The sequence below is a fragment of the Luteimonas sp. BLCC-B24 genome (assembly GCF_028550595.1).
Classification (GTDB): Bacteria; Pseudomonadota; Gammaproteobacteria; order Xanthomonadales; family Xanthomonadaceae; genus Luteimonas.
The window spans coordinates 341,530-361,387 of sequence record NZ_JAQQGN010000001.1 but is presented as its reverse complement, the minus strand read 5'-3'; the positions used below and the strand labels follow the sequence as shown (position 1 = coordinate 361,387).

Sequence of the window (19,858 nt, the reverse complement as noted above, 5' to 3'; positions counted from 1 at the left end):
TTGAAGCTGTGCGTCGCGCTGGGACAGCGCTTCGGGGTCAGGCTTCCGATAGCTCTTGCGGCATGCGCCGCACCACGGGCACCGATAGAGGTAGCGCCCGACCTTCTCCCACTCGTGGGCCGCCGGTGCGCTCATGCCGCTGCTGACTCCCGGGATTCGTAGACCCAGCGGCGCACGGTCCCGAAGGGCACGCCGAGGGCATTGCTGATGGATGCGACGGACTTGCCGGCGGCGCGGAGTGCGCGGGCGCGGCGGCGCGTGCTGTCGGGCCAGTACTTCGCGTGCGGCATGCGCGGCGCGGGCGCACCGACCGAGCGGGCCTTGTCCTGCACCGCGCGCGGCGTGCGGCCGAGGCGCGCGGCAATGCGCAGGGCGTCGCCGCCGGCGTGCGCGCGCAGGGTGGCCAGTTCGGTGGTGCGCCAGGCCTTCATGCCGCGAGCTTCCCTTCGCCGGCCTGCACGAGCCGCGCGGCGAGGGTGGTGCAGATCAGCGGGAAGTCCGCCTCGCGGTACAGCTTCGCCGCACGCTCGACGCCGACCGGCTGGAAGCCCAGCGAGGCCAGGCCGGCCGCGTCGATCGAGAGCGGCGCGATGCGGGCATTGATATCGCCGAGCTTGATCCGGGCAGTACTCGGAGCCGATACCGAAGCTGCGATGCGCTCACCGAGCCGCGGCGCGACCACATCGCCAGTCGCTGCAGCGGGAGCAGTGCCAGATGCCGCAGTGGCGGCAGCGGTCGGGGCAGGTGCAGCCCCGGCGCCGGCGTTTCCCTCCGGCTCCTGCTGGGCGGCCTGGGCGCGCGCACGCTCGACGCGCTCCGCCTCGGCCGCTGCTGCCTCGGCCTGCTCCCGTTCGATCCTCGCTGTTTCTTCCTGCCGGATCCGCTCGCGTTCCTGCTCGAGCCGCTCGGCCTCCGCGCGCTGGGCCTCGGCGACGCGCGCCGCCACCAGGTTCCGCAGGTCGTCAGGCGCCTTCGACGCGCACAGCGAGACCCGGTCGGCGAAGAGATGGGCGTGCTCCGCGTGCTGAGCCAAGATCGCCGCATTCGCGCGCACGCGGTCCGCCTGCTGGCTCGCCGCGATCTTCGCGTTGGCGGCGACCGCGTCGACTGCCTCCTGCATGGCGGCGAACGAGCGCTTGCCCTTGATCGCGGCGGCGATGTCGGGCACCAGCGTCGCCGGCGGATCGATGGCGCACTCGCCGAGGCTCTCGTTGATCGCGCGCACGTGCTCCAGCACCGCGCGCCGCGCCGCGTTGCCGATCTCGCTGCGGCGCTCCTCCTTCCGGCGGGTGACCAGCTTGTTGAGGTCCAGGCGCTTCTCGCGGGCTTCGGCGCTGATCTGATCGATCGTGCGGAACAGTTCCTCGATGCTCTCGGTCTGGCTGAGCGCGCGTGCCTTGGCGGCCTTCAGCTGCTCCTCGATGTCGCCGCACCACTTCACGGTCTTCTCGGCGTCCGCGAAGTCCTGATCGGTCTGCAGATCGGTGCTGATGCCGCGGAACACCGCGATCGCCGCGTCCTTCCACTCTGCGAGGTTGCTCGCGGTGACCATGCCGGTGACCTCGACGCGCAGGGCCGGCAGCTGGTCCGGCGCGCGGCCGGGGGCGACGTGCGGCGCGCTGGCCGGCGTCTCGTACGCAGCGACATCGGCCTCGAACTGCGTCCAGCCGGCGACGATGCGCTCGCGCAGCTCGAGGTCGGCGTAGTACCAGCAGTGCCGCTCCTCCACGAGCTCGTCGCCATTCCACTTCGACGCCATGAACAGCACCGACTCGGCGCCGGACACCATGCACTGGTGCTCCATCTGCACGCGGTAGTGCTCGGGCAGGTCCGCGCCCTTGCAGCCCTCGACCATCGCCGCGCGCAGGGTGTCGTTGAGCGATTTGTGCTCGAACGCGGCATCGGCCATCAGCGTCAGGCCGTCGAAGCTGGCGGAGTACTTGCCCTCGGTGCCGACGCACGGGAACAGATCCTCGCCGATGATCTGCTCAGCGATCGGCCTGGCCAGCGCCTCGTAGCGGTGGCCGTCGTCGAACCGGCGCTGCGTCGCGTCGTCGACCTCGGCGCTGACGCCGGTGGCGGTCTCGCGCACCAGTTCGCTGCGGGACTTGTAGGGCGAGATGCCGAGCATCGCCGGCGCGTCGCTGGCGTTGAGGTGCTGCGCGCGGTGGGCCTGCCACTCCGGGGTCCCCTGGGTGAGTTCGACGATCTTCATGCGCGCGGCTCCTGCTCGTCGTCGCTCCAGTCGATAGGCGCGTCGTCATCGACCGGTGCGGGCTGAGCCTCAGCGGCAGCGGCGGGGGCGGGCCCGCGGATCTTCCGGATCTGCTCCGCGCTCAGACGGCCCTTGCTGCTGACCATCGCGATGATGTCGTCGGCGGTCTTGCGGCCGCTTTCGATGACGCCGCGCCACATGGCCAGGTTCTTCTCGAAGTCAGCGGCCGGATACTCGGGAAGCTCCACGCGCGCCGGCTGCGCGACGATCGTGGCCTCGCCCTCGAGCGTCTTGCCTTCCATCTCCTCGGCGGTCGGCGCCGAACCCACGGCCTCCGGGAACGCCATGCGCAGCGCCTGGGCCTGCGCGCACTTCGCGATCTGGCCGCGCACGCGCTTCGACCACATCGCGTTGGGCGACTGGTCCTGTTCCTTGCCGCCCTTGATCGCGTAGTTCTCGACCCAGTACTCGGTGGCGGTGAACTCGGCGATGTGGCCGGTGGGCAGCTGGCGATAGGCCGTGACCTTGCACCACTCCGGGAACGTGACCTCGCGGCCGCCCAGGCGCTCGGTGACCATCGGCCCGAACTCCGGCTCGCTCATGCCGGCGAACTCGCCCGTGCGCGCCGCGTTGGTGCGGTACAGGCCGATGCCGGGCATCACCACGTCGCGCGTCTGCCGTGCCTTGCTGTCCCACATCGGGACGATGTGCACGGGCTTCTGCATGGGGTCGAGGCCCGCGGCTCGGCAGTACGCCAGCACCATGTCGACGGACGCGTCGGATGCACCCGGGTACAGGCTGGACTTGAGCGCGGTGCGGATGGCGTCAGCCTGCTCCGCGGTGACCAGCGCGCCGTCGCGCTGGGGGATTCGTGCAACCTGGTTCATCGTGGTCTCCGATCGGTGGTCTGGCTTCGCGCGGGCGCAACTCGGTCAAAGAGGGCGCCAGCCCGGTGTTTGGAATGGATCCCGGCATTGCCCGGCCGGGGCGGGTGGAGCGGCGCCGGGGAAGCGCCGCGGGGGGAGGTGGAGAGGGCCGGTGCTGATATCCGGCATCGGGTGCGGGCAATCGCTCTGCGGTCACTGTGTAAGTGCCTACCTACCGCTTCTGCTCAATCTCGCCCTACCGCTCGCGGGCATCTCGCGAGTCACATCAGCCTGCGCATTCCTCTCCGTAGATCAGGCCGCCTGGGCCAGCGGTGCTGCCGGCTCGTCGATGCGCGTGTACGGGTACTGCTGCGGGAACGGCTTGATGTGCTGGCCGAAGTGCCGGCCGATCGATTCGGCATCGCGCAGCGCCTCGAACGCGGCGGCATCGACGTTGGCGTAGTGGTAGAGCGCGCCCGGCCCGCGGTTCTCGCGGTAGCCCTTCGTGAAGCGGATGGCGAGCGTGTTGGTCTCGGCGTCGTGGCCGATGCTGTGGATCTGCGACGAGTCGACGTCGATCAGTTCGATGCGCTGGGTCATGGGATGCTCCGTGCGGTGGTGGTGATCAGGCGGCGTCCGACAGCTGCTGCTGCGGGTGCTCGTCGGTGCTGGCCTTTGCCGGCGACTTCAGCGTCAGGCGCACGTCCTCGCGGACCAGGGCCTCGGCCAGTTCGGCGAGTTCGTCCGCGTCGACGTTCGCCGAGGCGGTGAACGACAGCTCCACGCTGCCGCCTTCCTTCGGCTCGAAAACGAAGCGCTTCAGCTTCACGTCGACCAGCACGATCGGCTCGGTGCCTTCGAGCAGGCCGTCGATCTGCAGCTCGTAGCCGGTGAACTCGTGCGCGAGCTTCAGCGGTTCCAGGCTGGGGAACTTCACCGCGGACAGGCCGCTTCCGCCGATGTTCGGCAGATCCGGCTGCTCGCCCTTCGTCGGCTTCCGGAAGAACGCTTCCTTGAGGCCGGGGCCGAACTGGTCGAGCACCGAATTGCTGGCGCTGGTGGTGAACTTCACGTCGGCCGCGAGCGCGCGCTCTTCGCCGTGCCGCTCGATGCGGCTGTTCAAGTTGCTGATGCAGGCCTCGTGAGCTTCCAGCTGAAACATGGGATACCTCGTCGGTGATGCCGGCCACCGCCGGCGGGGTGGTCAGGCGAGCTGGCTTTCGGCCGAGCGGCGGAGGGATTCGCGCACCTCAGACACCACGCGCCCCGCGGACTTGCCGCCGGCGTTGTAGGCGTCGCGCGCACGCTGGGCCGCACGCAGCGCCAGGTGATCGCTGTAGCCGAGCCGGCGCGCGGCGATGTTGGTCTGGGCGAACACGCCCTGGGCCTTCGCGGCGCGGGCGGCGTGCATCGGGATGACGTTCGACATGGCGGCTCCTGTGCGGCCGTGGGCCTGGAGATGGGCGAAGGAGGGAAGGGCGGGGTTATGCGATCTCGCCCGAGGCGCGGCGCGCGAAGTAGCCGATCGCCAGCGACAGCAATTCGCCGACAAACAGCCCGCAGAGGGCGCCGAAAAGCAGGCCGGCCTGGAAGTCGGTCATGCCTGCGCTCCGGTGACGCTGGCGAGGGCGGACTGTGCTTGTTCCACCGTCCGTAGGTGCTCGGTGCGGCGGACCTGATACCAGCCGTCCGACCAGGTGCGGGTAATGCGGAAGCCGTTGAAGCTGCGGACGATGGTCCACGGCCCCGGGGTGGCTGGCTCAGGGCGAACCGGCAGGGCGAAGGTCAGGACGCTCATGCCGCCACCTGCAGCTCGACCGGGCGAGCGGGGGTCGGCGCCATGCCCGCGCGCTGCAGCACGTTGGCCGCGGTCTGGACGGCGGCCTGCGGCTCGTCGCCGCGCGTCAGCGCAGCCACCAGGTCGGCCAGCGCGTAGAGCGCCTCACTTCCGAGGGCGAGCTGCCGGGCATTCGCCGCGTTGCCGGCCGGGCAGAGCTGCCGGCTGACGCACCGGGCGACCTCGATCGAACCGTCGCCGTTCCAGACCGTCATCCCGTGCGCCACGAACGGGCCGCGGGTCGGGTCGGAACTGGGCACGTGGGCCACGTCCTGATCGCGCTGCTGCACCGCTGTCTCCATCAGCCCGCCCGGGTGATCCGGGGTATCGGTGGGCGATGGGGTGAGTCTAGAGCACTAGACTCCGTTGTCAAGAGGTCTAGACAAATTTCTCAGTGCCTCTCTGCCGAGGTGCGGAGAAGATAAGAAAAAGCCCGCCGGAGCGGGCTTGATATCAGAAGACGGTGGGGTCGAAGCCTGATGTCTTGAACTCGAAGGTTTTCCTTCCGTGCTGATAGATGTCCACCTCGATCAGCACCCGGTCGTACTCAGCAAGGCGTTTCACGAATTGGCCAAAGCCCGGGATAAAAATCGTCTCCGACGACCCATCGCTTGAGGGCGATCCACGGAAGGTAAGCGGGGGCCCATCGCCCCAGCGAATGCCCACGTAGCACGAGGATGAACCACAGACGAGCTGGCCTCGCTGAATCGAGAAGATCACGTCTCCAGCACGGCGTCGCTTGCGGAGTTCCAACTCAGCGCGCTGCTCCCCGCTGTAAGGAAACTGCAAGTTGAAGGTCTCCGTTGCCTGGGCAGTAGCGACAGTCTGCTGTCCGTGCATCGGATGCGTGGAGGTGTAGGTGAACCATGCTGGATCATCTGCTGAAATCGCAGCGCCAGAAGCCAGAGCCAAGGCAACCCCGAGCGCGAACTTCATCCTTCCCAACTCCCTATCCATCTGACACGGCCGATGATCTTAATCGGGTGCTTCACGTCATCGACGCGCCGCGGTTTACGCCAGCCGTGGTCGCCGCGCGGGTTGTCGGCGCGAAAGAACACGAGGTCATCGATGACTTCGCACCGTTTCACGCTGTACGACTCGGCACCGACCCCAGGCACCAGAATGACATAGAGGTGACCGTCTCGCGGTCTTATGTCCGCTCGGTCGAACAGGATCGCATCACCATCATGGATGCGAGGCTCCATGCTGTCGCCCTTCCCGTACATAACTGCGAGATCGCGCGGCGCCAGACGCTTACGTGCCAAGGACTCGGCGCGGAACTTTAGTCGGTGCGTCTCTGCGTACTCCAGCGCTTCCTCGCCATCAGACAGCCCGGCGGCTTGAGCAAATCCCAGGATGCCGACGTGGCCGTCGTCTTCCACCTCTACTGCCGGTTCGACGGCCCGCATTGGGCCGCGGCCGTACTGAAGCCAATCGCGCTCCACGCCGAGTGCCTTGCTGAGCTTGGCGACCGTCTCAGAGCGAACCTTTTCTGGCTTCACGGTGTCGCCAAGCCATTGATAGACGCCCGCGCGAGACAGGATGCGGCGCGCCACCAGGTCTGCAGCCGTCATCTCACGTTCGTCTAGAGCGGCCTTTAGCCGCGTGCCCATAGTGTCCATAGGACTGGAAAAGTACGGGCGAATCTGACTAGAGAGCTTGACATCAATGTCTAGAGGTCTAGACTGCGCGCATGGATATGACCAAGCGCGCAGTGAAAGGAGCTCTCGGCATCGAGACGGATGCTGAGCTAGCACGACAGTTCACCCCGCCCATCGGGCGATGGGCCGTCGGCCAGTGGCCTGATGACCAGCCGATTCCGCAAGGCAGGCAATGGGAGCTCAGAGCGAAGTTCCCGGAAAAGTTCGGCGCGCCTCCTGCTGAAAACCAGCCCAAGGCCGCCTGACCCCATGCGTCCAGTGCCGGCCCGCTCGTGGCGATGGCTCTCCTCGGCGGCGCCGGCGCTGGACCTCTTCCCTGATTCGATCGTCTCCATGCCTCGCATCGTCGGGCATGGCCGCGTCGAAAACCACGTTCAGCGAGTGTCCCCATGAACATCACCGACGCCGCGCATAAGACCGTCAAGGACTACCCGGGTGGGAGCGAAGCCCTCGCACCCCGCATCGCGATGTCCGCCGCCGTCCTGCGCAACAAGGTCAACCCGAACAACTCGACGCACCACCTGACCCTGGCCGAAGCCAGCGAAATCATGGGCGTCACCGGCGACCACCGCATGCTTCACGCGCTGGCCTCGGAGCACGGCTACACCCTGCAGGCAACGGACGCGCCGAGCGTGGGCTCGATCATGTGCGCCATGCTCGCGGCGTCCGCTGCGAAGGGCGATCTGGCCTCGATCCTCTCCCAGGCGATGGCGGACAACCGCATCACGCCGAACGAAGCCGCCGACATCGCCCGCGCGTGCGCCGCTGTGCAGGCCGCGATGACCGAAGTGGGCCGCCATGCCAATGCGCAGGCGGCGGGGCCGGTGCAGGCATGAACGCCACGGCACCTGCCATCCGCATCGTGCGGTTCAACTGGTTCTGTCGCGGCGCTCGGCTCGAGTGCGGGGTGCGTGGCTGATGGCACGCATTCGCACGATCAAGCCCGAGTTCTGGAAGCACGAGGATCTCAGCGCGCTGCCGGAGATCACGCACATGCTGGCGGCCGCGCTGCTCAACCACGCGGACGACGAGGGCTATTTCAACGCCAACCCGGCACTGGTTCGGGCCGAGTGTCTTCCGCTCCGTGAGCCCTCAGTGAGCACTCAGGACAGCCTGCGGATGCTGGCCGAAATCGGCTTCATCCAGATCGGGCAGGGAGAGGACGGCAAGCGGTACGGCCGAGTCGTGAAGTTCGACGAGCACCAGCGCGTCAATCGGCCAACCCCGAGCAAAATCAAGGCGATGCACATTGTGTGGGAGGGCTCAATGCCGACTCACACTCAACTCAGTGAGGCATCACCACCTGAAAGGAACAGGGAACAGGGAAGGGAAGAGGAACAGGGAACAGGGAATTCCTCGCTACGCTCGGAGTCGTCCGCGCCGCTGGCGCTGACCAGTCCGAACCCACCGGCTGACCTGACCACCACCAGGGCAGCCCGAATCCAGCAGATCGCCGAGGACGCCCGCGAGGCCTACAACCGCATCCTGGCGAAGCCCGCTGGCAACCTGCCGGCCTGCTCGGTGCTCAACAAGCCGCGGTTGAAGGCCGTCGAGAAGTGCCTGCCGACCGCGCGGCTGATGTGCAAAACCCTGTTCGGCAACGAGCGCGTCACCCCGAAGTTCTGGCAGGACTACTTCGACGAGGTGGCGCTGGACGACTTCCACGCCGGGCGCCAGCCAGGCGGCCCGGGGCACGAGAACTGGAAACCGGACTTCGAATTCCTGCTGCGCGAGACCGTCATGGCGAAGCTGTTCGACAGGGCGATGACGGAGGCCGCGGCGTGATGCTCGAGCACGACATCGACGACGGCGCGGAGGATCTCGACCGGCTGGCGCAGCTGCATGCCAACGGTGTCCGCGAGCGCGAGCCACGCGCCGAGATGCTGCGCATCCCTCCGCAGGCGCTGGAGGCCGAGCAGGCGGTGCTGGGCGGGCTGATGCTGGGCTCGCCGGCGAGTGCCCGCGCCTGGTACGACGTGTGCGACCTGCTGGTCGAGGGTGATTTCTACCGGCACGACCACCAGCTGATCTGGCGCGCGATCGCGGCGCAGGTGAAGGCCGCCCGCCCGCACGACTCGCTCACCGTCGGCGACTGGTTCGACTCGCAGGGCCTGGCGGATCGCGTCGCGAACGGTGCCTACCTGAGCGAGCTCGCCAGCACCACGCCGTCGGTCGCGAACATCCGCGCGTACGCCGACATCGTGGCCGACAAGGCCCGGCTGCGGCACCTGATCGACGTGGGCACCGAGCTGGTGAACGCCGGCTTCCAGCCCGAGGGCCGCGGCAGCGTGGAGCTGATCGGCGAGGCGCAGAGCCGCATCGGCGGGCTGCTGGTCAACGAGCCGTGCGAGCTGGAGGCGGTGCAGCCGATCATGCAGCGGGTGTTCGACCGGCTGCAGGAGCGCTATCACCACGGCGCCGGCGGGGTCTCCGGCATGTCGACGGGGATCACCGACTTCGACGAGATCATCAACGGGCTGAAGCCCGGGCTGTACGTGCTGGCCGCGCGCCCGAAGATGGGCAAGACCACGCTGGCGCAGAACATCGCCGAGTACTGCGGCATCACGCTCCGCAAGCCGTGCGCGATCTTCTCGTTCGAGATGCAGCCCGACGAACTCGGCGATCGCATGCTGTCGAGCCAGGGCGACGTCGACGGCGACGCGATCCGCCGCGGCACGCTGGACGAGATGGACTGGGCGAACGTCAGCGCGGCGATGCGCAAGCTGCGCGGTGCGCAGATCTTCGTGAGCAAGCCGAGGAACGCCCGCGTCGAGCACGTCGTCGCCCAGGCGCGCCGCCAGCATGCGCGCGCGCCGCTCGGGCTCATCGTCATCGACTACCTGCAGCTGATGCATGTTGCCGGCGACAACCGCTCGCAGGGCTTCGGCGACATCACTCGCGCGCTGAAGCTGATGTCGGGCGAGCTCGGCGTGCCCGTGCTGCTGCTGTCGCAGCTCAACCGCGACCTGGAGAAGCGGCCGGACAAACGGCCGATGCCGTCAGACCTGCGCGACTCCGGTGCGATCGAGCAGGACGCGGACGCGGTGATCTTCATCTACCGCGACGAGTACTACCACCCGAACAGCCCGGACAAGGGCACGGCCGAGATCATCGTCGCGCTGCAGCGGAACGGTCCGCCCGGCATGGCGCGGGTCCGGTACCGGCCGGAGCGGTTCCGCTTCGAGAACCTGTCGCCGGACTGGGAGCCGGAGCGGTCCGTGACCGTCGAGAAGCCGGCACGCCGCGGCATGCGGCGCGCACGTGGAGGCAACCCAGGCGCCGAGGCCGCCGCCGGCGACGGGAGCGATAGCTGATGGACGATCGCGCATTCCGCATCCACTTCGCGCGCGTGCACCTCAACGAGTGCCGGGCGCGCCGGCATAGCCACGTGAACCGCGACTTCTACTGGCGCCTGTTCGAGAGCGCGCAGAACGCGCGCCGGCAGGCAGCGGCGATGCGTCAGCAGCCGGCGCAGGGAGGCCTGTTCCAGTGAAGACCGCCGCCGCCAAGAAGATCCAGGCCAAGCGCGCGCGCCGTCCGATCTACCTCACCTGCATGCGCCTGGTCGATCCGGCGACCGGTCTCGAGTACGGCGCGTTCGTTCCATCGCACCCGATCGACCAGCGACTGGCCAAGGAGCGCGGCTACCGCGTCGGCCATGAGTACCGGGCGGAGATCAAGCAGGCGCGCGTCGCGTGGCAGCACCGCCTGATCCACAAGATCGGCCAGCTGATGGTCGACAACGTCGAGGGCTGGGAGCAGCTGAAGAGCCATGACGCGGTGAAGCGCCTGCAGCGGGAGTCGGGCGTTTGCTGCGAAGAGCTGGAGGTCGACATCCCCGGTGTGGGCAAGCTGATGGTCAAGCAGGCCGAGAGCCTGGCCTTTGACGACATGGAGCAGGACCGATTCGAGCAGCTGTTCGAGGGCATCGCGCAGCACATCGGGTCCGAGTACGCGCATGTGCTGCTGGACGACGTGCGCGCGGAGTTCTGGCAGATGGTCTCCGGCGAAAGGCGCGCGGCATGAGGCGCGGCCGCTCCACGGGCAATCCCACGCTGGCCCAGCAGTGGCGCTTCCGCGTCATCCAAGAGATCGGCTGCATCGCCTGCCTCGCGATCGGCCGGAAGTCGCCGGCGGAGATCCATCACCTGACGGTCGGCGGCCTGCACGGCCAGAAGCGGCGCGGCCACGACTTCACCGTGGGTCTGTGCTGCTACCACCACCGCGGCGTCGCAGCCGGCAGCGTCATCTCGGCGCGCGGCCTGGAGCCGCTGCTGGGCCATTCCTACGCACTCAACCCCAAGGGCTTTCGCGCGCAGTTCGGGCGCGATGACGCACTGCTCGCCCGACAGAACGAACTGATCGAGCACCACACGAGGATCGCAGCATGAAGATTTCGGCAACCACGCAGGCCATCCTGGACTGGCTGAAGAAGAACCCCGGCCACCACACGGCCACGAACGTCTCCGATGGCCTCGGACACGCGCGCGGCTCGAAGGAGCACAGCTACACGTCGAAGGTGCTCGGCCGCCTCGACGAAAGCGGGCGAGTGGGCAGCTTCTACGTCAACGGCAAGGTGAAGGCGTTTTCGCACCTCGACAGCCACCGCCCGAGCACGCAGCGCACCGCGCGGCAGCAGCCGTCGGCGCGGCGACATGCCGCGGCCAGCCTGGTCGGCCTCCAGCCGGCGCCGCCCTCGAGCGAGCACACCGCGGCGCTGGCCCGGAATCGCAGCACGCCGCACGAGTCGGTGGCCGAGTTCCTCGCGCGCGGCGGCCGCGTCGAGCGCATCCAGGGCTTCGAGTCGATTCGCCCGCGCTGCGCGCGCCCGGCATGGAAGGCTGCAGCATGACGCTCCGGGTGACCTTCGGCGTCGACCCCGGCCTCAGCGGCGCGGTCGCGACCCTCATCGATGGAGAGCCGGGGCCGATCCTCGACATGCCGGTCATGCGCACCGGCGAGAAGGGCGAGGTCGACGCGTTCGCGCTGGCCGCCTTCGTGCGGCGCATGCGCGGCGAGCACCCCGGCGCGACGTTCTCCGCCGGTATCGAGCGCGTGCGCGCCATGCCCGACCGGTCCGGCCCCAACGTGCGGAAGATGGGCGCGCAGTCCAGCTTCAACTTCGGCGACGGCTTCGGGCAGGTGAAGTCCGTGTTCCGCGTGCTGGGCGTGCCGACCGACCTGGTCGAGGCGGTGGTCTGGAAGCGCCGGTTCGCGCTGCTGGGTCAGGAGAAGGACGCCGCACGCCTGCTGGCAATCAGCCGCTTCCCAGGCGCCGCCGCGCAGCTGCAGCGCAAGAAGGACGGCGGCCGCGCTGACGCGCTGTGGATCGCGCTCTGGCACGACCAGATGCTGCAGCAGGGGAGGGCCGCCGCGTGATCGTCGACGACGAAAAGGTCGTGCAGCTGCCGAAGCGGAAGAAGCCCGATGCGGATGGGCCACTGTCGATCGTGCACAGCTACGGCGGCTGCCAGCACGCCCACACCGAGGTGGATGAGAAGAAGTCCGAGGTCACATGTCGGGACTGCGGCGAGAAGCTCAACCCGATCTGGGTTCTCGTGCGAATCGCCAATGAGGACCGAATCCTGCGCGACCGCTGGGCCGGGATGCGTGCCGAGCTGAAGCTGATGTCCGGCCGCGTCCGGACGAAGTGCCAGCACTGCGGCGAGATGACGCGCATTCGATCGCGTGCCAGCTCTGCAGATATCCGGGCGCTCGCCGAGCAGATGAAGGCGGAGGACGCTTGAACCTGAACCCGCTCAACCTGACCCGCCCGGAGTCGGCCGCAGAGCAGCGCTTGCGCAAGCGCTACCGCGCGGCGATCCGGAAGCGCGGCCTGTGCGCGTTCTGCACCTGCAGGCAGACCACGCTCGGTATCGCGCACTGCCGAGGCCAGCCCGGGCGGCAGATGGGCATGTGCCAGGACGACGGCCGGCTGCCGGCGTTCCGGCTGGACGACACCACGATCGACGAGTTTCGGGAGGCCGCATGAACGCGGAGGAGCTGGAGGACGCACTGCTGGCGTGGGGGCGATGCTACGGCGAGGGTCGCGGCTCCGAATGGCAGGAGGACCGCAGCCTGACCGGTGACAGTCCGCTGGCCGCGATGGCCGGCAAGAAGGCCCAAGACAGCCAGCACGATTTCCGCAGCAGCGCGAGCCGCCTCGCATTCATGGGCACGGGTGGCAAAAAGGCGCCGGAATGGTCCTGCGACCCGGTGCGCGCAACCGAGACGCGTAGCCACCGGCCGAGCTACGACGCGCGTGAGACGCCGACCGTGATCCGTGTGCAGGTCTCCTGGTTGACGCTCCGACGCGTCGACGTGACCGCGGCCAACGTCCTGCGGATCCACTACCAGCGGCGCGCGCTGAGCCGCGAGGAGCGCGCCAGCGAGGCAGGGCTGAAGCTCTCGGCCTACAAGGACAACCTGCGGGTGGCCAAGGCCTTCATCGCCGGCAACATGGCCAGGCCGATGGCGGCTTGACGCGCGGTTAGCCACGGCGCATGATTCGCGTCATCGTGGCATAGCTGCCACTGCCAACGCCTCGCCCTCACCGGCGGGGCGTTTTCGTTTCCAGCCCGACCCCCTGATTCCGGATCAACCCTCGCGCCCAGCCGGCTGCGGGGCGGGCCCCATTGCCGAGACCGCCATGCGCCTCACGACCAACTTCACGCTGGCGGAGCTGACGGTCACCTCGACCGGCATCGCCAATACCCCGACGCCGTCGGAGATCGTCCACCTGCGCAACCTGGCGGAGAAGATCCTCCAGCCGCTGCGCGACGATCTCCGCCGGCCGGTGCTGGTGAACAGCGCGTTCCGGTCGGAGCGTGTGAACCGTGCCGTCGGTGGCACCCCGACATCGCAGCACCGCCTAGGGCAGGCGGCTGACATCCGCGTCGACGGCATGACCTCGCGCGCTCTGGCGCAGCGAATCATCGACCTGCGGCTGCCCTTCGACCAGGTGATCGAGGAGTTCGGCCGCTGGGTGCACGTCAGCTATGGGCCGCGGCACCGCCGGCAGGTGCTGACGGCCGTGAAGCGCGGCGGGCGCACGGTCTACGAGTCGGGTCTCACTGCGTGAATGGGGGCAGCGACATCGCCCCTTGGTGGGTAGCCGGCGGCGCAGCAGCGCTGTGGATCGCGCGCGAATTCATCGGCGCCGTGCTCAACCGCAAGCAGGACAAGGCCGAGGCTGACGGCAATGTCGCGCTGCTGGCCGGCCTGACCGCACGTATCGAGTCGCTCGAACAGTCGCAGGCGACGCTCAGCCTGCAGCTGGCCGAGGAGATGAAGCTGCGCATGACCGCGCAGGAACAGGCGCACCGGCTGCGTCTGCGGGTGATGACGCTGGAGTCGTCGCTCCGCGGCCTGGGCGCGGTCGTCCCACCGGAGATATCCCATTGAAGCTGATCGGGTGGCTGATCACCTCGCTGGTCGTGGTGTCCCTGTGGGCAGGGATCGCCACGTGGCGCTGGTCGAGCGCGAGCGCGCGGTGCGATACCCGTCTGGCCGAGCAGCGGCTCGAGGACGCGGACGCGGCGGCCAATGCCCAGCGCGAGGCGATCGCCGAGGCGGCCACCATCTGGACGGCAGTGCGCGGGCAGACCCGCGGCGAGCAGACCACGGCCGCCGGCAACACCCACACCCGGGAGACGCTGATCCGCGAGGTCCGCGTCACCGGTGAGTGCGTCATGCCGTCCGGGCTCCCCAGCCTGGCGCCGGCCGTAGAAGAAGCCCGCGCCGCCGCGCGCGACTGACCACCAACGAGGACGAGACGTGACCGACAAGCAGATCGAACAGGAGATCCAGGCCAAGGGCCTGACTTCGCCGCGCGTGACCCCGGCTGACATCGAGGCCGCCATTCAGAGCGAGCACTACTTCACCGCGGGTGACGGATTCGCGGGCGCCGCATCGCTGACCGTGGAGGAGGGCGGGACGATCGAGCCGCCTGCCGCTCTGGACCTGCTGACGTTCTGCGTGCTGGTGCTCGACAACGGCTTCACCGTCACCGGTGAGTCGGCCTGCGCCAGCCCGGAGAACTTCGATGCCGCACTCGGTCAGAAGATCGCCCGTCAGAACGCCGTGGCCAAGGTCTGGCCGCTGCTGGGCTTCCGCCTGCGCGACAAGCTCGCCGCCGGCTGATGCGCGTCGCCTGCGCCATCGCTGTGCTGGTGCTCGCTGGGTGCGCTGGCCGCGCCCCGCGTGCCGAGGCGCCGCTGATCACTCCGTGCCTGGACGCCCCGACCGCCTACATCCCCGACGAGCCCGAGGCCCCGGCCGATGGGGCGCCGATTCCGGACAGCTACGTCGTGGCGCTGAAGGGCTGGGCCAACAGCCTGCTCGGCGTGGTGACGCAGGACCGCATCGCGTGGCGCGGTGAGCGTCGGTGCATCCGCCGGTTCCAGGAGGCGGGGCAGATCCGGTGAGCAGGAACCGCACGAGGCGGGCGAAGGCCGCCAGCAAGTTGCAGGCGGCGGTGATGGTCGGAAGGTCAATGTCCAAGGTGGCGAGTCCAGTGTGCGGAGACCCCAGCCTCGGCCGCACCTGCGCGCGAAATCTCGCCGTTCTTCCATGGCGGTCGCGTGGCGTCCGTTGATGGGCAGGCTCAAGACCATCCCGCCAAGGGTGACCGCCGTGCCCGGGCGGCTCCAGCAGGCCGGCACACCGAGCCAGCACCGCATCACCGGGCGTCGCCTGCAGAGCCGCAGGCTCCGTGTGTGGGCGAAGGACCCGCACTGCGCGGAGTGCAGGCAGCTGGTCGCGTACCCGGATGGCTTCCACCTCGATCACGTGGTGGCACTGGTGAATGGCGGGCAGGACACCGACGAGAACACGCAGGTGCTGTGCCTCGCGTGTCATGACGCGAAGACGCGGCGTGACCTCGGGCAGTGCGCGCGAAGCTGAACGGCGGCGCCTCGTTCAGGCTCATGTGAAGGCGAACCTGAACGGCTGTGGATAACCCGGGGGGAGGGTCGAAACCTCGGGGCCCCCGGGGTCGGAAACCGGTCCGCCTCCCACGCGTGAGAATTTTTCGATTCGAGGCTATTCAAAATGGCAGGAGTGAAGGGGATGAAGGGCGGCGGAGGCGCCCGCCCCGGCTCTGGGCCGAAACCGAAGGCGCCCCGCAAGACGAAGGCCAAGGGCTACCAGACGGACGACCCAGACGAGTTCCTGCGGGCGGTCATGCGTGACCCGAACGCGGACTTCAAGGACCGGATGGCCGCAGCCCTGGCGCTGAAGAAGTCGGGCAAGACTGGAGCGGCGAAGGGCAAAAAGGAGCAGGCGGCGGACCAGGCGAAGGCGACGATGGGCACGCGCAGCCTCGCGCCGGTGCCGCCGCCGAGTCGGCCGCGGTTGGTGGCGGTAAAATGACCCTGACCTGGACCACCGCCTGCCCGGACTGGGAGGATCGGATCCTAGAGGGGCGCTCGCTGATGCCGTGCGGCCCGATCTTCCCGGATCAGGCGCGTATCGGCCTGGAGGTTTTCAACAGCCTGCGGGCGGTCGGCGTGCCGAACCCGCTGGCGGAGGTAGATGACACCGGCCGGGCGGTCGCGCCGACCTATGCCCAGGTTTGCCGGCCCTGGATCACCGAGATCGCGGAAGCGATCCACGGGGCCTACGACGTGGAGACCGGCGAGCGCCTGATCCGCGAGGTGCTGCTGAAGGTCCCGAAGAAGAATTGGAAGTCGGGCATCGCGGCGGGGCTGATGCTGTCGCTGATGGTGCTCAACTGGCGGCAGTCGAACGAGGGCGCCGTCATCGCGCCGACGAAGGAGACGGCGGACAACGTGTTCAAGCCGCTGCGGGACGCCATCGAGGCGGACCCGGAGCTGAAGGACCTGTTCCACATTCAGCCGAACATCCGGACGGTGACGCATCGGGTCACCGGCATGAGCTGCCGGGTGTACGCCGCGGACACGGACACGATTGCCGGCAAGATCTGGGCGTTCGTGATCCTCGAGGAGCTGTGGCTGCTGGCGCAGCGCAAGGGTGCGGAGGACCTGCTGCTGGAGGCAACCGGCGGCCAGGCGTCGCGGCCGGAGGGCGTGGTCATCTCGATCACGACCGAGTCGGACGACGAGCCGGTTGGCATCTACAAGGCGAAGCTGGAGTTCGCGCGGGCGGTTCGGGACGGGAAGATCAGCGCGCCGCACTTCTTGCCGCTGCTGTACGAGTGGCCGGCGCGGATGGTGAAGTCCAAGGCGTACCTGCAGCCGGAGAACTTCCCGCTGGTGAACCCCAACTGGGGCGCATCGGTGGATCCGGTCGACTTCCAGCGAAAGTTCGAGGAGGCACAGGCTGCCGGGGGTACGTCGCTCCGGGTGTTCCTAGCGAAGCGCCTGAACGTCCCGCCGAGCGAGATGACGGGCGGGAGCTGGGCGGGTGCTCGGTTCTGGGTGCCGCGGGCGGAGGCCGGACTGGACCTCGACAGTCTGCTGGAGCGGTCGGAGGTCTGCACGGTCGGCATTGACGGCGGCGGCCTGGACGACCTGCTGGGCCTGGTGGTGCTTGGCCGCGAGCGCGGCACGCGCCGGTGGCTGTGGTGGGCGAAGGCCTGGGCGCACAGGATCGTGCTGGAGGAGCGGCGGAAGGACATCGCCGCGAAGCTGTTGGATCTGGAGAAGGCCGGCGACTTGTCGGTGGTCGAGGTGCCCGGGGACGACGTGGACGAGCTGGCGGACATCGTGTGCCGGGTCAACGACGCCGGCCTGCTGCCGGAGGAGAACGCCATCGGCGTGGACCCCGCCGGCATCGGGGCGATCGTCGACGAACTGACCACCGAAGACCGCGGCATCGACATGAAGCAGATCGTGGCGGTGTCCCAGGGCTGGAAGCTCAACGGCGCGATCAAGACGGCAGAGCGCGAGCTGGCTGGCGGCCGGATCGTCCATGGCGGACAGCCGCTGATGGCCTGGTGCGTCGGCAACGCAAAGGTGGTGCCCGTGGGCAACGCAATCACGATCACGAAGCAAGCCAGCGGCACCGCGAAGATCGATCCGCTGATGGCGGGCTTCAGCGCGGTGCACCTTATGGCGCTGAACCCGGAGGGGATGGGATCGATGGACGACTGGCTCACGAACCCGGTACGGGCGGCGCGCGCATGAAGACGACGGCGAAGCGGCCCGGCATGTTCAAGGCAGCGATCCAGAAGTGGCTCGGCGTGCCATTCGACCTGACCAATGACGAGGCCTGGGCTTCCGTTGCAGGTGCCAGCGGCCCCGCCGGAGTGTCGGTCACGGCGCAAAGCGCGATGCAGGTCTCGGCGGTCTGGGCGTGTGTTCGTCTGATCTCGGAAACCATCGCCACCCTGCCGCTGGGCATGTACGAACGCGGCAGCGCAGGCAAGCGGCCGGCGCCGCAGCACCCGCTCCACTTCCTGATCCATGACCAGCCGAACAGCGACTCCTCGGCGTCGGTGTACTGGGAAGCGATGGTCGCGGCGATGCTGCTGCGCGGCGCGGGGCGCTCCGAGAAGCTGATCATCGGCGGCCGCCTCGTGGGGCTCCGCTTCCTCAATCCGGATCGACTGAGCTGGTCACGCGACAGTGCCGGCCGGAAGGAATGGCGCTACACCGAGAAGGACGGGCGGCAGCGGGTCATCCCGCGTGATCGCATCTGGGAGGTGCCGGGGTTCACCTTGGATGGTGAGAGCGGGGTATCGGTCATCGCCTACGGCGCCCACGTATTCGGTGGCGCGATCGCGGCGGAGCGTGCAGCGGCACGCACTTTCAGCAACGGCATGCTGCAGACCGTCTACTACAAGGTCGCAGCGTTCCTGCAGCCGAGGCAGCGCGACGAGTTCCGCAGGAACGTGCTGGGCGCCGTCGAGCGCGGTGAGACGCCGCTGCTCGAGGGCGGCACCGACGTGGGCACGATCGGGATCAACCCCTCGGATTCTCAGCTGTTGGAATCCCGGTCTTTCGGCGTGGAGGAGGTCGCGCGCTGGTTCCGGGTCGACTCAGCGCTGATCGGGCACGGCCAGAAGGACAGCAACTGGGGCACCGGCCTCGAGCAGAAGATGATCTGGTTCCTTACCTTCACCCTCGCGCCCTGGCTGAAGCGAATCGAGCAGGCCATCAAGAAGGATCTGCTGCAGCCCGGAGACCGCGCGCGCTTCTATCCGAAGTACTCGGTCGAAGGTCTTCTGCGCGCTGACAGCGCCGGGCGTTCGGCCTTCTACGGGGCCATGGTGAACAACGGCATCCTGACGCGCGACGAAGTCCGCGAGCTGGAAGACCGCGAGCCGATGGGCGGCAACGCCGCAGTGCTGACCGTGCAGTCGGCGATGTTGCCGCTGGACGCTCTCGGCCAGAACGATCAGCAGGCGCAGCAGGTCCGCGCCTCGCTCCGCGCCCTGCTGGGCATCGAACAGCCCGCCACGGGCGAATAAGGGAACAGACATGACGATCAAGACCCTGCCGGGAGCACCGGAGGGCCGCCCCTGTGCGGCCGTCACCGGCCAGGTGCACATGCGCGCGCTGGACCGCTGGCAGGCCGGCGTGCGCGCCGCCGATGGCGAGAACGAGCGCTCGATCAGCGTCTACGACGTGATCGGGCAGGACTTCTGGACCGGTGAGGGTGTCACCGCCAAACGCATCGCCGCGGCGCTCCGGGCGATGGGCAAAGGCCCAGTCATCGTCAACGTGAACAGCCCTGGCGGTGACATGTTCGAGGGCTTGGCCATCTACAACCTGCTGCGGGAGCACGACGGCGAGGTCACCGTGAAGGTGCTGGGCCTCGCGGCGTCCGCCGCCTCGATCATTGCGATGGCCGGCGATACGGTGCAGATCGCCCGGGCCGGGTTCCTGATGATCCACAACTGCTGGGGCTGCGTCTGCGGCAACCGGCACGACCTGAGGGATATCGCCCAGACGCTGGAGCCCTTCGACCAGGCGATGGCCGGCATCTACGCCGCGCGCACCGGCGCGAAGGTCGATGAGATGACGAAGTTAATGGACGCGGAGACCTGGATCGGCGGCGAGGCCGCGATCGAGGATGGTTTCGCGGACGAACTTCTGGAGAGCGACCAAGTCGAGAAGGGCGGCGCGAAGGCTTCGGCCTCTGCCGTGCGCCGCCTGGAAGCCGCGCTCCGCGCCTGCGGCCTGCCGAAGTCCGAGGCCTGCCGGCTGATCAGTGAGTTCAAGTCCAGCGTGGGAGATCCCGCTGGCGGCGGTGAGGGCGATCCCACCGGACACGCGACGGGCGACCTGAGCGTCGAGAAGTGCCACGCAGCGCTGCTGCACCACCCCCTTATCGCTTAACCAAACGAGGAACA

Annotated in this window: 32 protein-coding genes; 22 read left to right on the top strand and 10 right to left on the bottom strand. The window is 68.5% G+C overall.

What is annotated here, in order from left to right; genetic code table 11:
* Nucleotides 1-131: 131 nt before the first annotated feature.
* From PQS31_RS01800 to PQS31_RS01755, 10 genes are all read right to left on the bottom strand, one after another.
* On the bottom strand, nucleotides 132-431 hold the full coding sequence (locus PQS31_RS01800) for a hypothetical protein (RefSeq protein ID WP_272760972.1): 300 nt from the start codon (nucleotides 429-431) through the stop codon (nucleotides 132-134).
* On the bottom strand, nucleotides 428-2,215 hold the full coding sequence (locus PQS31_RS01795) for a lambda-exonuclease family protein (protein WP_272760971.1): 1,788 nt from the start codon (nucleotides 2,213-2,215) through the stop codon (nucleotides 428-430). The genes PQS31_RS01800 and PQS31_RS01795 overlap by 4 nt, the downstream gene beginning before the upstream one ends.
* Entirely contained in the window at nucleotides 2,212-3,102 is an 891-nt protein-coding gene (gene bet, locus PQS31_RS01790) for a phage recombination protein Bet (RefSeq protein ID WP_272760970.1), read from the bottom strand. The genes PQS31_RS01795 and bet overlap by 4 nt, the downstream gene beginning before the upstream one ends.
* A 291-nt stretch (nucleotides 3,103-3,393) precedes the next feature.
* Nucleotides 3,394-3,681, bottom strand: a complete 288-nt coding sequence (locus PQS31_RS01785; protein WP_272760969.1) for a KTSC domain-containing protein — start codon at nucleotides 3,679-3,681, stop codon at nucleotides 3,394-3,396.
* 25 nt (nucleotides 3,682-3,706) lie between these two features.
* Nucleotides 3,707-4,243 carry a hypothetical protein gene (locus PQS31_RS01780; protein WP_272760968.1) on the bottom strand — a complete coding sequence of 179 codons (537 nt, stop codon included), beginning with the start codon at nucleotides 4,241-4,243 and terminating at the stop codon, nucleotides 3,707-3,709.
* 42 nt (nucleotides 4,244-4,285) lie between these two features.
* A complete protein-coding gene (locus tag PQS31_RS01775) occupies nucleotides 4,286-4,510 on the bottom strand; it encodes a hypothetical protein (RefSeq protein ID WP_272760967.1) in 225 nt (74 codons plus the stop codon).
* Between the two features lie 168 nt (nucleotides 4,511-4,678).
* Nucleotides 4,679-4,879, bottom strand: coding sequence for a hypothetical protein (locus tag PQS31_RS01770; RefSeq protein WP_272760966.1), 201 nt, complete (start codon nucleotides 4,877-4,879; stop codon nucleotides 4,679-4,681).
* Complete coding sequence (locus PQS31_RS01765; RefSeq protein WP_272760965.1) at nucleotides 4,876-5,208, bottom strand: hypothetical protein; 333 nt, start codon at nucleotides 5,206-5,208, stop codon at nucleotides 4,876-4,878. Before PQS31_RS01765 ends, PQS31_RS01770 begins: the two co-directional genes overlap by 4 nt.
* 163 nt (nucleotides 5,209-5,371) lie before the next feature.
* On the bottom strand, nucleotides 5,372-5,854 hold the full coding sequence (locus PQS31_RS01760; RefSeq protein WP_272760964.1) for a hypothetical protein: 483 nt from the start codon (nucleotides 5,852-5,854) through the stop codon (nucleotides 5,372-5,374).
* On the bottom strand, nucleotides 5,851-6,492 hold the full coding sequence (locus PQS31_RS01755) for a S24 family peptidase (RefSeq protein WP_272760962.1): 642 nt from the start codon (nucleotides 6,490-6,492) through the stop codon (nucleotides 5,851-5,853). Before PQS31_RS01755 ends, PQS31_RS01760 begins: the two co-directional genes overlap by 4 nt.
* A gap of 119 nt (nucleotides 6,493-6,611) precedes the next feature.
* On the opposite strand from PQS31_RS01755, the gene PQS31_RS01750 reads away from it, so the two are divergent.
* From PQS31_RS01750 to PQS31_RS01645, 22 genes are all read left to right on the top strand, one after another.
* Nucleotides 6,612-6,824 (top strand): hypothetical protein, encoded by a 213-nt coding sequence (locus tag PQS31_RS01750; protein WP_336314318.1) that lies wholly within the window; start codon nucleotides 6,612-6,614, stop codon nucleotides 6,822-6,824.
* A 144-nt stretch (nucleotides 6,825-6,968) separates the two neighbouring features.
* Nucleotides 6,969-7,415 (top strand): phage regulatory CII family protein, encoded by a 447-nt coding sequence (locus PQS31_RS01745; protein WP_272760961.1) that lies wholly within the window; start codon nucleotides 6,969-6,971, stop codon nucleotides 7,413-7,415.
* A gap of 82 nt (nucleotides 7,416-7,497) precedes the next feature.
* A complete protein-coding gene (locus tag PQS31_RS01740; protein WP_272760960.1) occupies nucleotides 7,498-8,364 on the top strand; it encodes a hypothetical protein in 867 nt (288 codons plus the stop codon).
* Entirely contained in the window at nucleotides 8,364-9,893 is a 1,530-nt protein-coding gene (gene dnaB, locus PQS31_RS01735) for a replicative DNA helicase (protein ID WP_272760959.1), read from the top strand. The genes PQS31_RS01740 and dnaB overlap by 1 nt, the downstream gene beginning before the upstream one ends.
* The gene (locus PQS31_RS01730; RefSeq protein WP_272760958.1) at nucleotides 9,893-10,072 is read left to right on the top strand and encodes a hypothetical protein; all 180 of its coding nucleotides are present in this window, start codon (nucleotides 9,893-9,895) and stop codon (nucleotides 10,070-10,072) included. Before dnaB ends, PQS31_RS01730 begins: the two co-directional genes overlap by 1 nt.
* Nucleotides 10,069-10,605 carry a hypothetical protein gene (locus PQS31_RS01725; RefSeq protein WP_272760957.1) on the top strand — a complete coding sequence of 179 codons (537 nt, stop codon included), beginning with the start codon at nucleotides 10,069-10,071 and terminating at the stop codon, nucleotides 10,603-10,605. Before PQS31_RS01730 ends, PQS31_RS01725 begins: the two co-directional genes overlap by 4 nt.
* The gene (locus PQS31_RS01720) at nucleotides 10,602-10,970 is read left to right on the top strand and encodes a Ref family recombination enhancement nuclease (protein ID WP_272760956.1); all 369 of its coding nucleotides are present in this window, start codon (nucleotides 10,602-10,604) and stop codon (nucleotides 10,968-10,970) included. The genes PQS31_RS01725 and PQS31_RS01720 overlap by 4 nt, the downstream gene beginning before the upstream one ends.
* Entirely contained in the window at nucleotides 10,967-11,431 is a 465-nt protein-coding gene (locus PQS31_RS01715) for a hypothetical protein (protein WP_272760955.1), read from the top strand. The genes PQS31_RS01720 and PQS31_RS01715 overlap by 4 nt, the downstream gene beginning before the upstream one ends.
* Nucleotides 11,428-11,958: a hypothetical protein gene (locus tag PQS31_RS01710; RefSeq protein WP_272760954.1), complete on the top strand. Its 531-nt coding sequence runs from the start codon at nucleotides 11,428-11,430 to the stop codon at nucleotides 11,956-11,958. The genes PQS31_RS01715 and PQS31_RS01710 overlap by 4 nt, the downstream gene beginning before the upstream one ends.
* Nucleotides 11,955-12,326 carry a hypothetical protein gene (locus PQS31_RS01705; RefSeq protein WP_272760953.1) on the top strand — a complete coding sequence of 124 codons (372 nt, stop codon included), beginning with the start codon at nucleotides 11,955-11,957 and terminating at the stop codon, nucleotides 12,324-12,326. Before PQS31_RS01710 ends, PQS31_RS01705 begins: the two co-directional genes overlap by 4 nt.
* A complete protein-coding gene (locus PQS31_RS01700) occupies nucleotides 12,323-12,571 on the top strand; it encodes a hypothetical protein (protein WP_272760952.1) in 249 nt (82 codons plus the stop codon). The genes PQS31_RS01705 and PQS31_RS01700 overlap by 4 nt, the downstream gene beginning before the upstream one ends.
* Nucleotides 12,568-13,062: a hypothetical protein gene (locus tag PQS31_RS01695; RefSeq protein WP_272760951.1), complete on the top strand. Its 495-nt coding sequence runs from the start codon at nucleotides 12,568-12,570 to the stop codon at nucleotides 13,060-13,062. The genes PQS31_RS01700 and PQS31_RS01695 overlap by 4 nt, the downstream gene beginning before the upstream one ends.
* 166 nt (nucleotides 13,063-13,228) lie before the next feature.
* Nucleotides 13,229-13,660, top strand: coding sequence for a D-Ala-D-Ala carboxypeptidase family metallohydrolase (locus PQS31_RS01690; RefSeq protein WP_272760950.1), 432 nt, complete (start codon nucleotides 13,229-13,231; stop codon nucleotides 13,658-13,660).
* Entirely contained in the window at nucleotides 13,657-13,983 is a 327-nt protein-coding gene (locus PQS31_RS01685) for a hypothetical protein (protein ID WP_272760949.1), read from the top strand. The genes PQS31_RS01690 and PQS31_RS01685 overlap by 4 nt, the downstream gene beginning before the upstream one ends.
* On the top strand, nucleotides 13,980-14,336 hold the full coding sequence (locus PQS31_RS01680) for a hypothetical protein (RefSeq protein WP_272760948.1): 357 nt from the start codon (nucleotides 13,980-13,982) through the stop codon (nucleotides 14,334-14,336). Before PQS31_RS01685 ends, PQS31_RS01680 begins: the two co-directional genes overlap by 4 nt.
* A gap of 19 nt (nucleotides 14,337-14,355) precedes the next feature.
* Nucleotides 14,356-14,721, top strand: coding sequence for a Gp49 family protein (locus PQS31_RS01675; RefSeq protein WP_272760947.1), 366 nt, complete (start codon nucleotides 14,356-14,358; stop codon nucleotides 14,719-14,721).
* The gene (locus PQS31_RS01670) at nucleotides 14,721-15,005 is read left to right on the top strand and encodes a hypothetical protein (RefSeq protein ID WP_272760946.1); all 285 of its coding nucleotides are present in this window, start codon (nucleotides 14,721-14,723) and stop codon (nucleotides 15,003-15,005) included. The genes PQS31_RS01675 and PQS31_RS01670 overlap by 1 nt, the downstream gene beginning before the upstream one ends.
* 169 nt (nucleotides 15,006-15,174) lie before the next feature.
* A complete protein-coding gene (locus PQS31_RS01665) occupies nucleotides 15,175-15,483 on the top strand; it encodes an HNH endonuclease signature motif containing protein (protein WP_272760945.1) in 309 nt (102 codons plus the stop codon).
* A 147-nt stretch (nucleotides 15,484-15,630) separates the two neighbouring features.
* A complete protein-coding gene (locus tag PQS31_RS01660) occupies nucleotides 15,631-15,951 on the top strand; it encodes a hypothetical protein (protein WP_272760944.1) in 321 nt (106 codons plus the stop codon).
* On the top strand, nucleotides 15,948-17,687 hold the full coding sequence (locus PQS31_RS01655; protein ID WP_272760943.1) for a terminase large subunit: 1,740 nt from the start codon (nucleotides 15,948-15,950) through the stop codon (nucleotides 17,685-17,687). Before PQS31_RS01660 ends, PQS31_RS01655 begins: the two co-directional genes overlap by 4 nt.
* On the top strand, nucleotides 17,684-18,973 hold the full coding sequence (locus tag PQS31_RS01650; RefSeq protein ID WP_272760942.1) for a phage portal protein: 1,290 nt from the start codon (nucleotides 17,684-17,686) through the stop codon (nucleotides 18,971-18,973). The genes PQS31_RS01655 and PQS31_RS01650 overlap by 4 nt, the downstream gene beginning before the upstream one ends.
* A gap of 10 nt (nucleotides 18,974-18,983) precedes the next feature.
* Nucleotides 18,984-19,844: a head maturation protease, ClpP-related gene (locus PQS31_RS01645; RefSeq protein ID WP_272760941.1), complete on the top strand. Its 861-nt coding sequence runs from the start codon at nucleotides 18,984-18,986 to the stop codon at nucleotides 19,842-19,844.
* The last annotated feature ends 14 nt before the right edge of the window (nucleotides 19,845-19,858 follow it).

Bases quoted from the DNA above. Each gene is read 5' to 3' on its own strand.
- PQS31_RS01800 (WP_272760972.1), bottom strand. From the start codon at position 431: ATGAAGGCCTGGCGCACCACCGAACTGGCCACCCTGCGCGCGCACGCC.
- PQS31_RS01795 (WP_272760971.1), bottom strand. From the start codon at position 2,215: ATGAAGATCGTCGAACTCACCCAGGGGACCCCGGAGTGGCAGGCCCAC.
- bet (WP_272760970.1), bottom strand. From the start codon at position 3,102: ATGAACCAGGTTGCACGAATCCCCCAGCGCGACGGCGCGCTGGTCACC.
- PQS31_RS01785 (WP_272760969.1), bottom strand. From the start codon at position 3,681: ATGACCCAGCGCATCGAACTGATCGACGTCGACTCGTCGCAGATCCAC.
- PQS31_RS01780 (WP_272760968.1), bottom strand. From the start codon at position 4,243: ATGTTTCAGCTGGAAGCTCACGAGGCCTGCATCAGCAACTTGAACAGC.
- PQS31_RS01775 (WP_272760967.1), bottom strand. From the start codon at position 4,510: ATGTCGAACGTCATCCCGATGCACGCCGCCCGCGCCGCGAAGGCCCAG.
- PQS31_RS01770 (WP_272760966.1), bottom strand. From the start codon at position 4,879: ATGAGCGTCCTGACCTTCGCCCTGCCGGTTCGCCCTGAGCCAGCCACC.
- PQS31_RS01760 (WP_272760964.1), bottom strand. From the start codon at position 5,854: ATGAAGTTCGCGCTCGGGGTTGCCTTGGCTCTGGCTTCTGGCGCTGCG.
- PQS31_RS01755 (WP_272760962.1), bottom strand. From the start codon at position 6,492: ATGACGGCTGCAGACCTGGTGGCGCGCCGCATCCTGTCTCGCGCGGGC.
- PQS31_RS01750 (WP_336314318.1), top strand. From the start codon at position 6,612: ATGGATATGACCAAGCGCGCAGTGAAAGGAGCTCTCGGCATCGAGACG.
- PQS31_RS01745 (WP_272760961.1), top strand. From the start codon at position 6,969: ATGAACATCACCGACGCCGCGCATAAGACCGTCAAGGACTACCCGGGT.
- PQS31_RS01740 (WP_272760960.1), top strand. From the start codon at position 7,498: ATGGCACGCATTCGCACGATCAAGCCCGAGTTCTGGAAGCACGAGGAT.
- dnaB (WP_272760959.1), top strand. From the start codon at position 8,364: ATGCTCGAGCACGACATCGACGACGGCGCGGAGGATCTCGACCGGCTG.
- PQS31_RS01730 (WP_272760958.1), top strand. From the start codon at position 9,893: ATGGACGATCGCGCATTCCGCATCCACTTCGCGCGCGTGCACCTCAAC.
- PQS31_RS01720 (WP_272760956.1), top strand. From the start codon at position 10,602: ATGAGGCGCGGCCGCTCCACGGGCAATCCCACGCTGGCCCAGCAGTGG.
- PQS31_RS01715 (WP_272760955.1), top strand. From the start codon at position 10,967: ATGAAGATTTCGGCAACCACGCAGGCCATCCTGGACTGGCTGAAGAAG.
- PQS31_RS01710 (WP_272760954.1), top strand. From the start codon at position 11,428: ATGACGCTCCGGGTGACCTTCGGCGTCGACCCCGGCCTCAGCGGCGCG.
- PQS31_RS01695 (WP_272760951.1), top strand. From the start codon at position 12,568: ATGAACGCGGAGGAGCTGGAGGACGCACTGCTGGCGTGGGGGCGATGC.
- PQS31_RS01690 (WP_272760950.1), top strand. From the start codon at position 13,229: ATGCGCCTCACGACCAACTTCACGCTGGCGGAGCTGACGGTCACCTCG.
- PQS31_RS01670 (WP_272760946.1), top strand. From the start codon at position 14,721: ATGCGCGTCGCCTGCGCCATCGCTGTGCTGGTGCTCGCTGGGTGCGCT.
- PQS31_RS01665 (WP_272760945.1), top strand. From the start codon at position 15,175: ATGGGCAGGCTCAAGACCATCCCGCCAAGGGTGACCGCCGTGCCCGGG.
- PQS31_RS01660 (WP_272760944.1), top strand. From the start codon at position 15,631: ATGGCAGGAGTGAAGGGGATGAAGGGCGGCGGAGGCGCCCGCCCCGGC.
- PQS31_RS01655 (WP_272760943.1), top strand. From the start codon at position 15,948: ATGACCCTGACCTGGACCACCGCCTGCCCGGACTGGGAGGATCGGATC.
- PQS31_RS01650 (WP_272760942.1), top strand. From the start codon at position 17,684: ATGAAGACGACGGCGAAGCGGCCCGGCATGTTCAAGGCAGCGATCCAG.
- PQS31_RS01645 (WP_272760941.1), top strand. From the start codon at position 18,984: ATGACGATCAAGACCCTGCCGGGAGCACCGGAGGGCCGCCCCTGTGCG.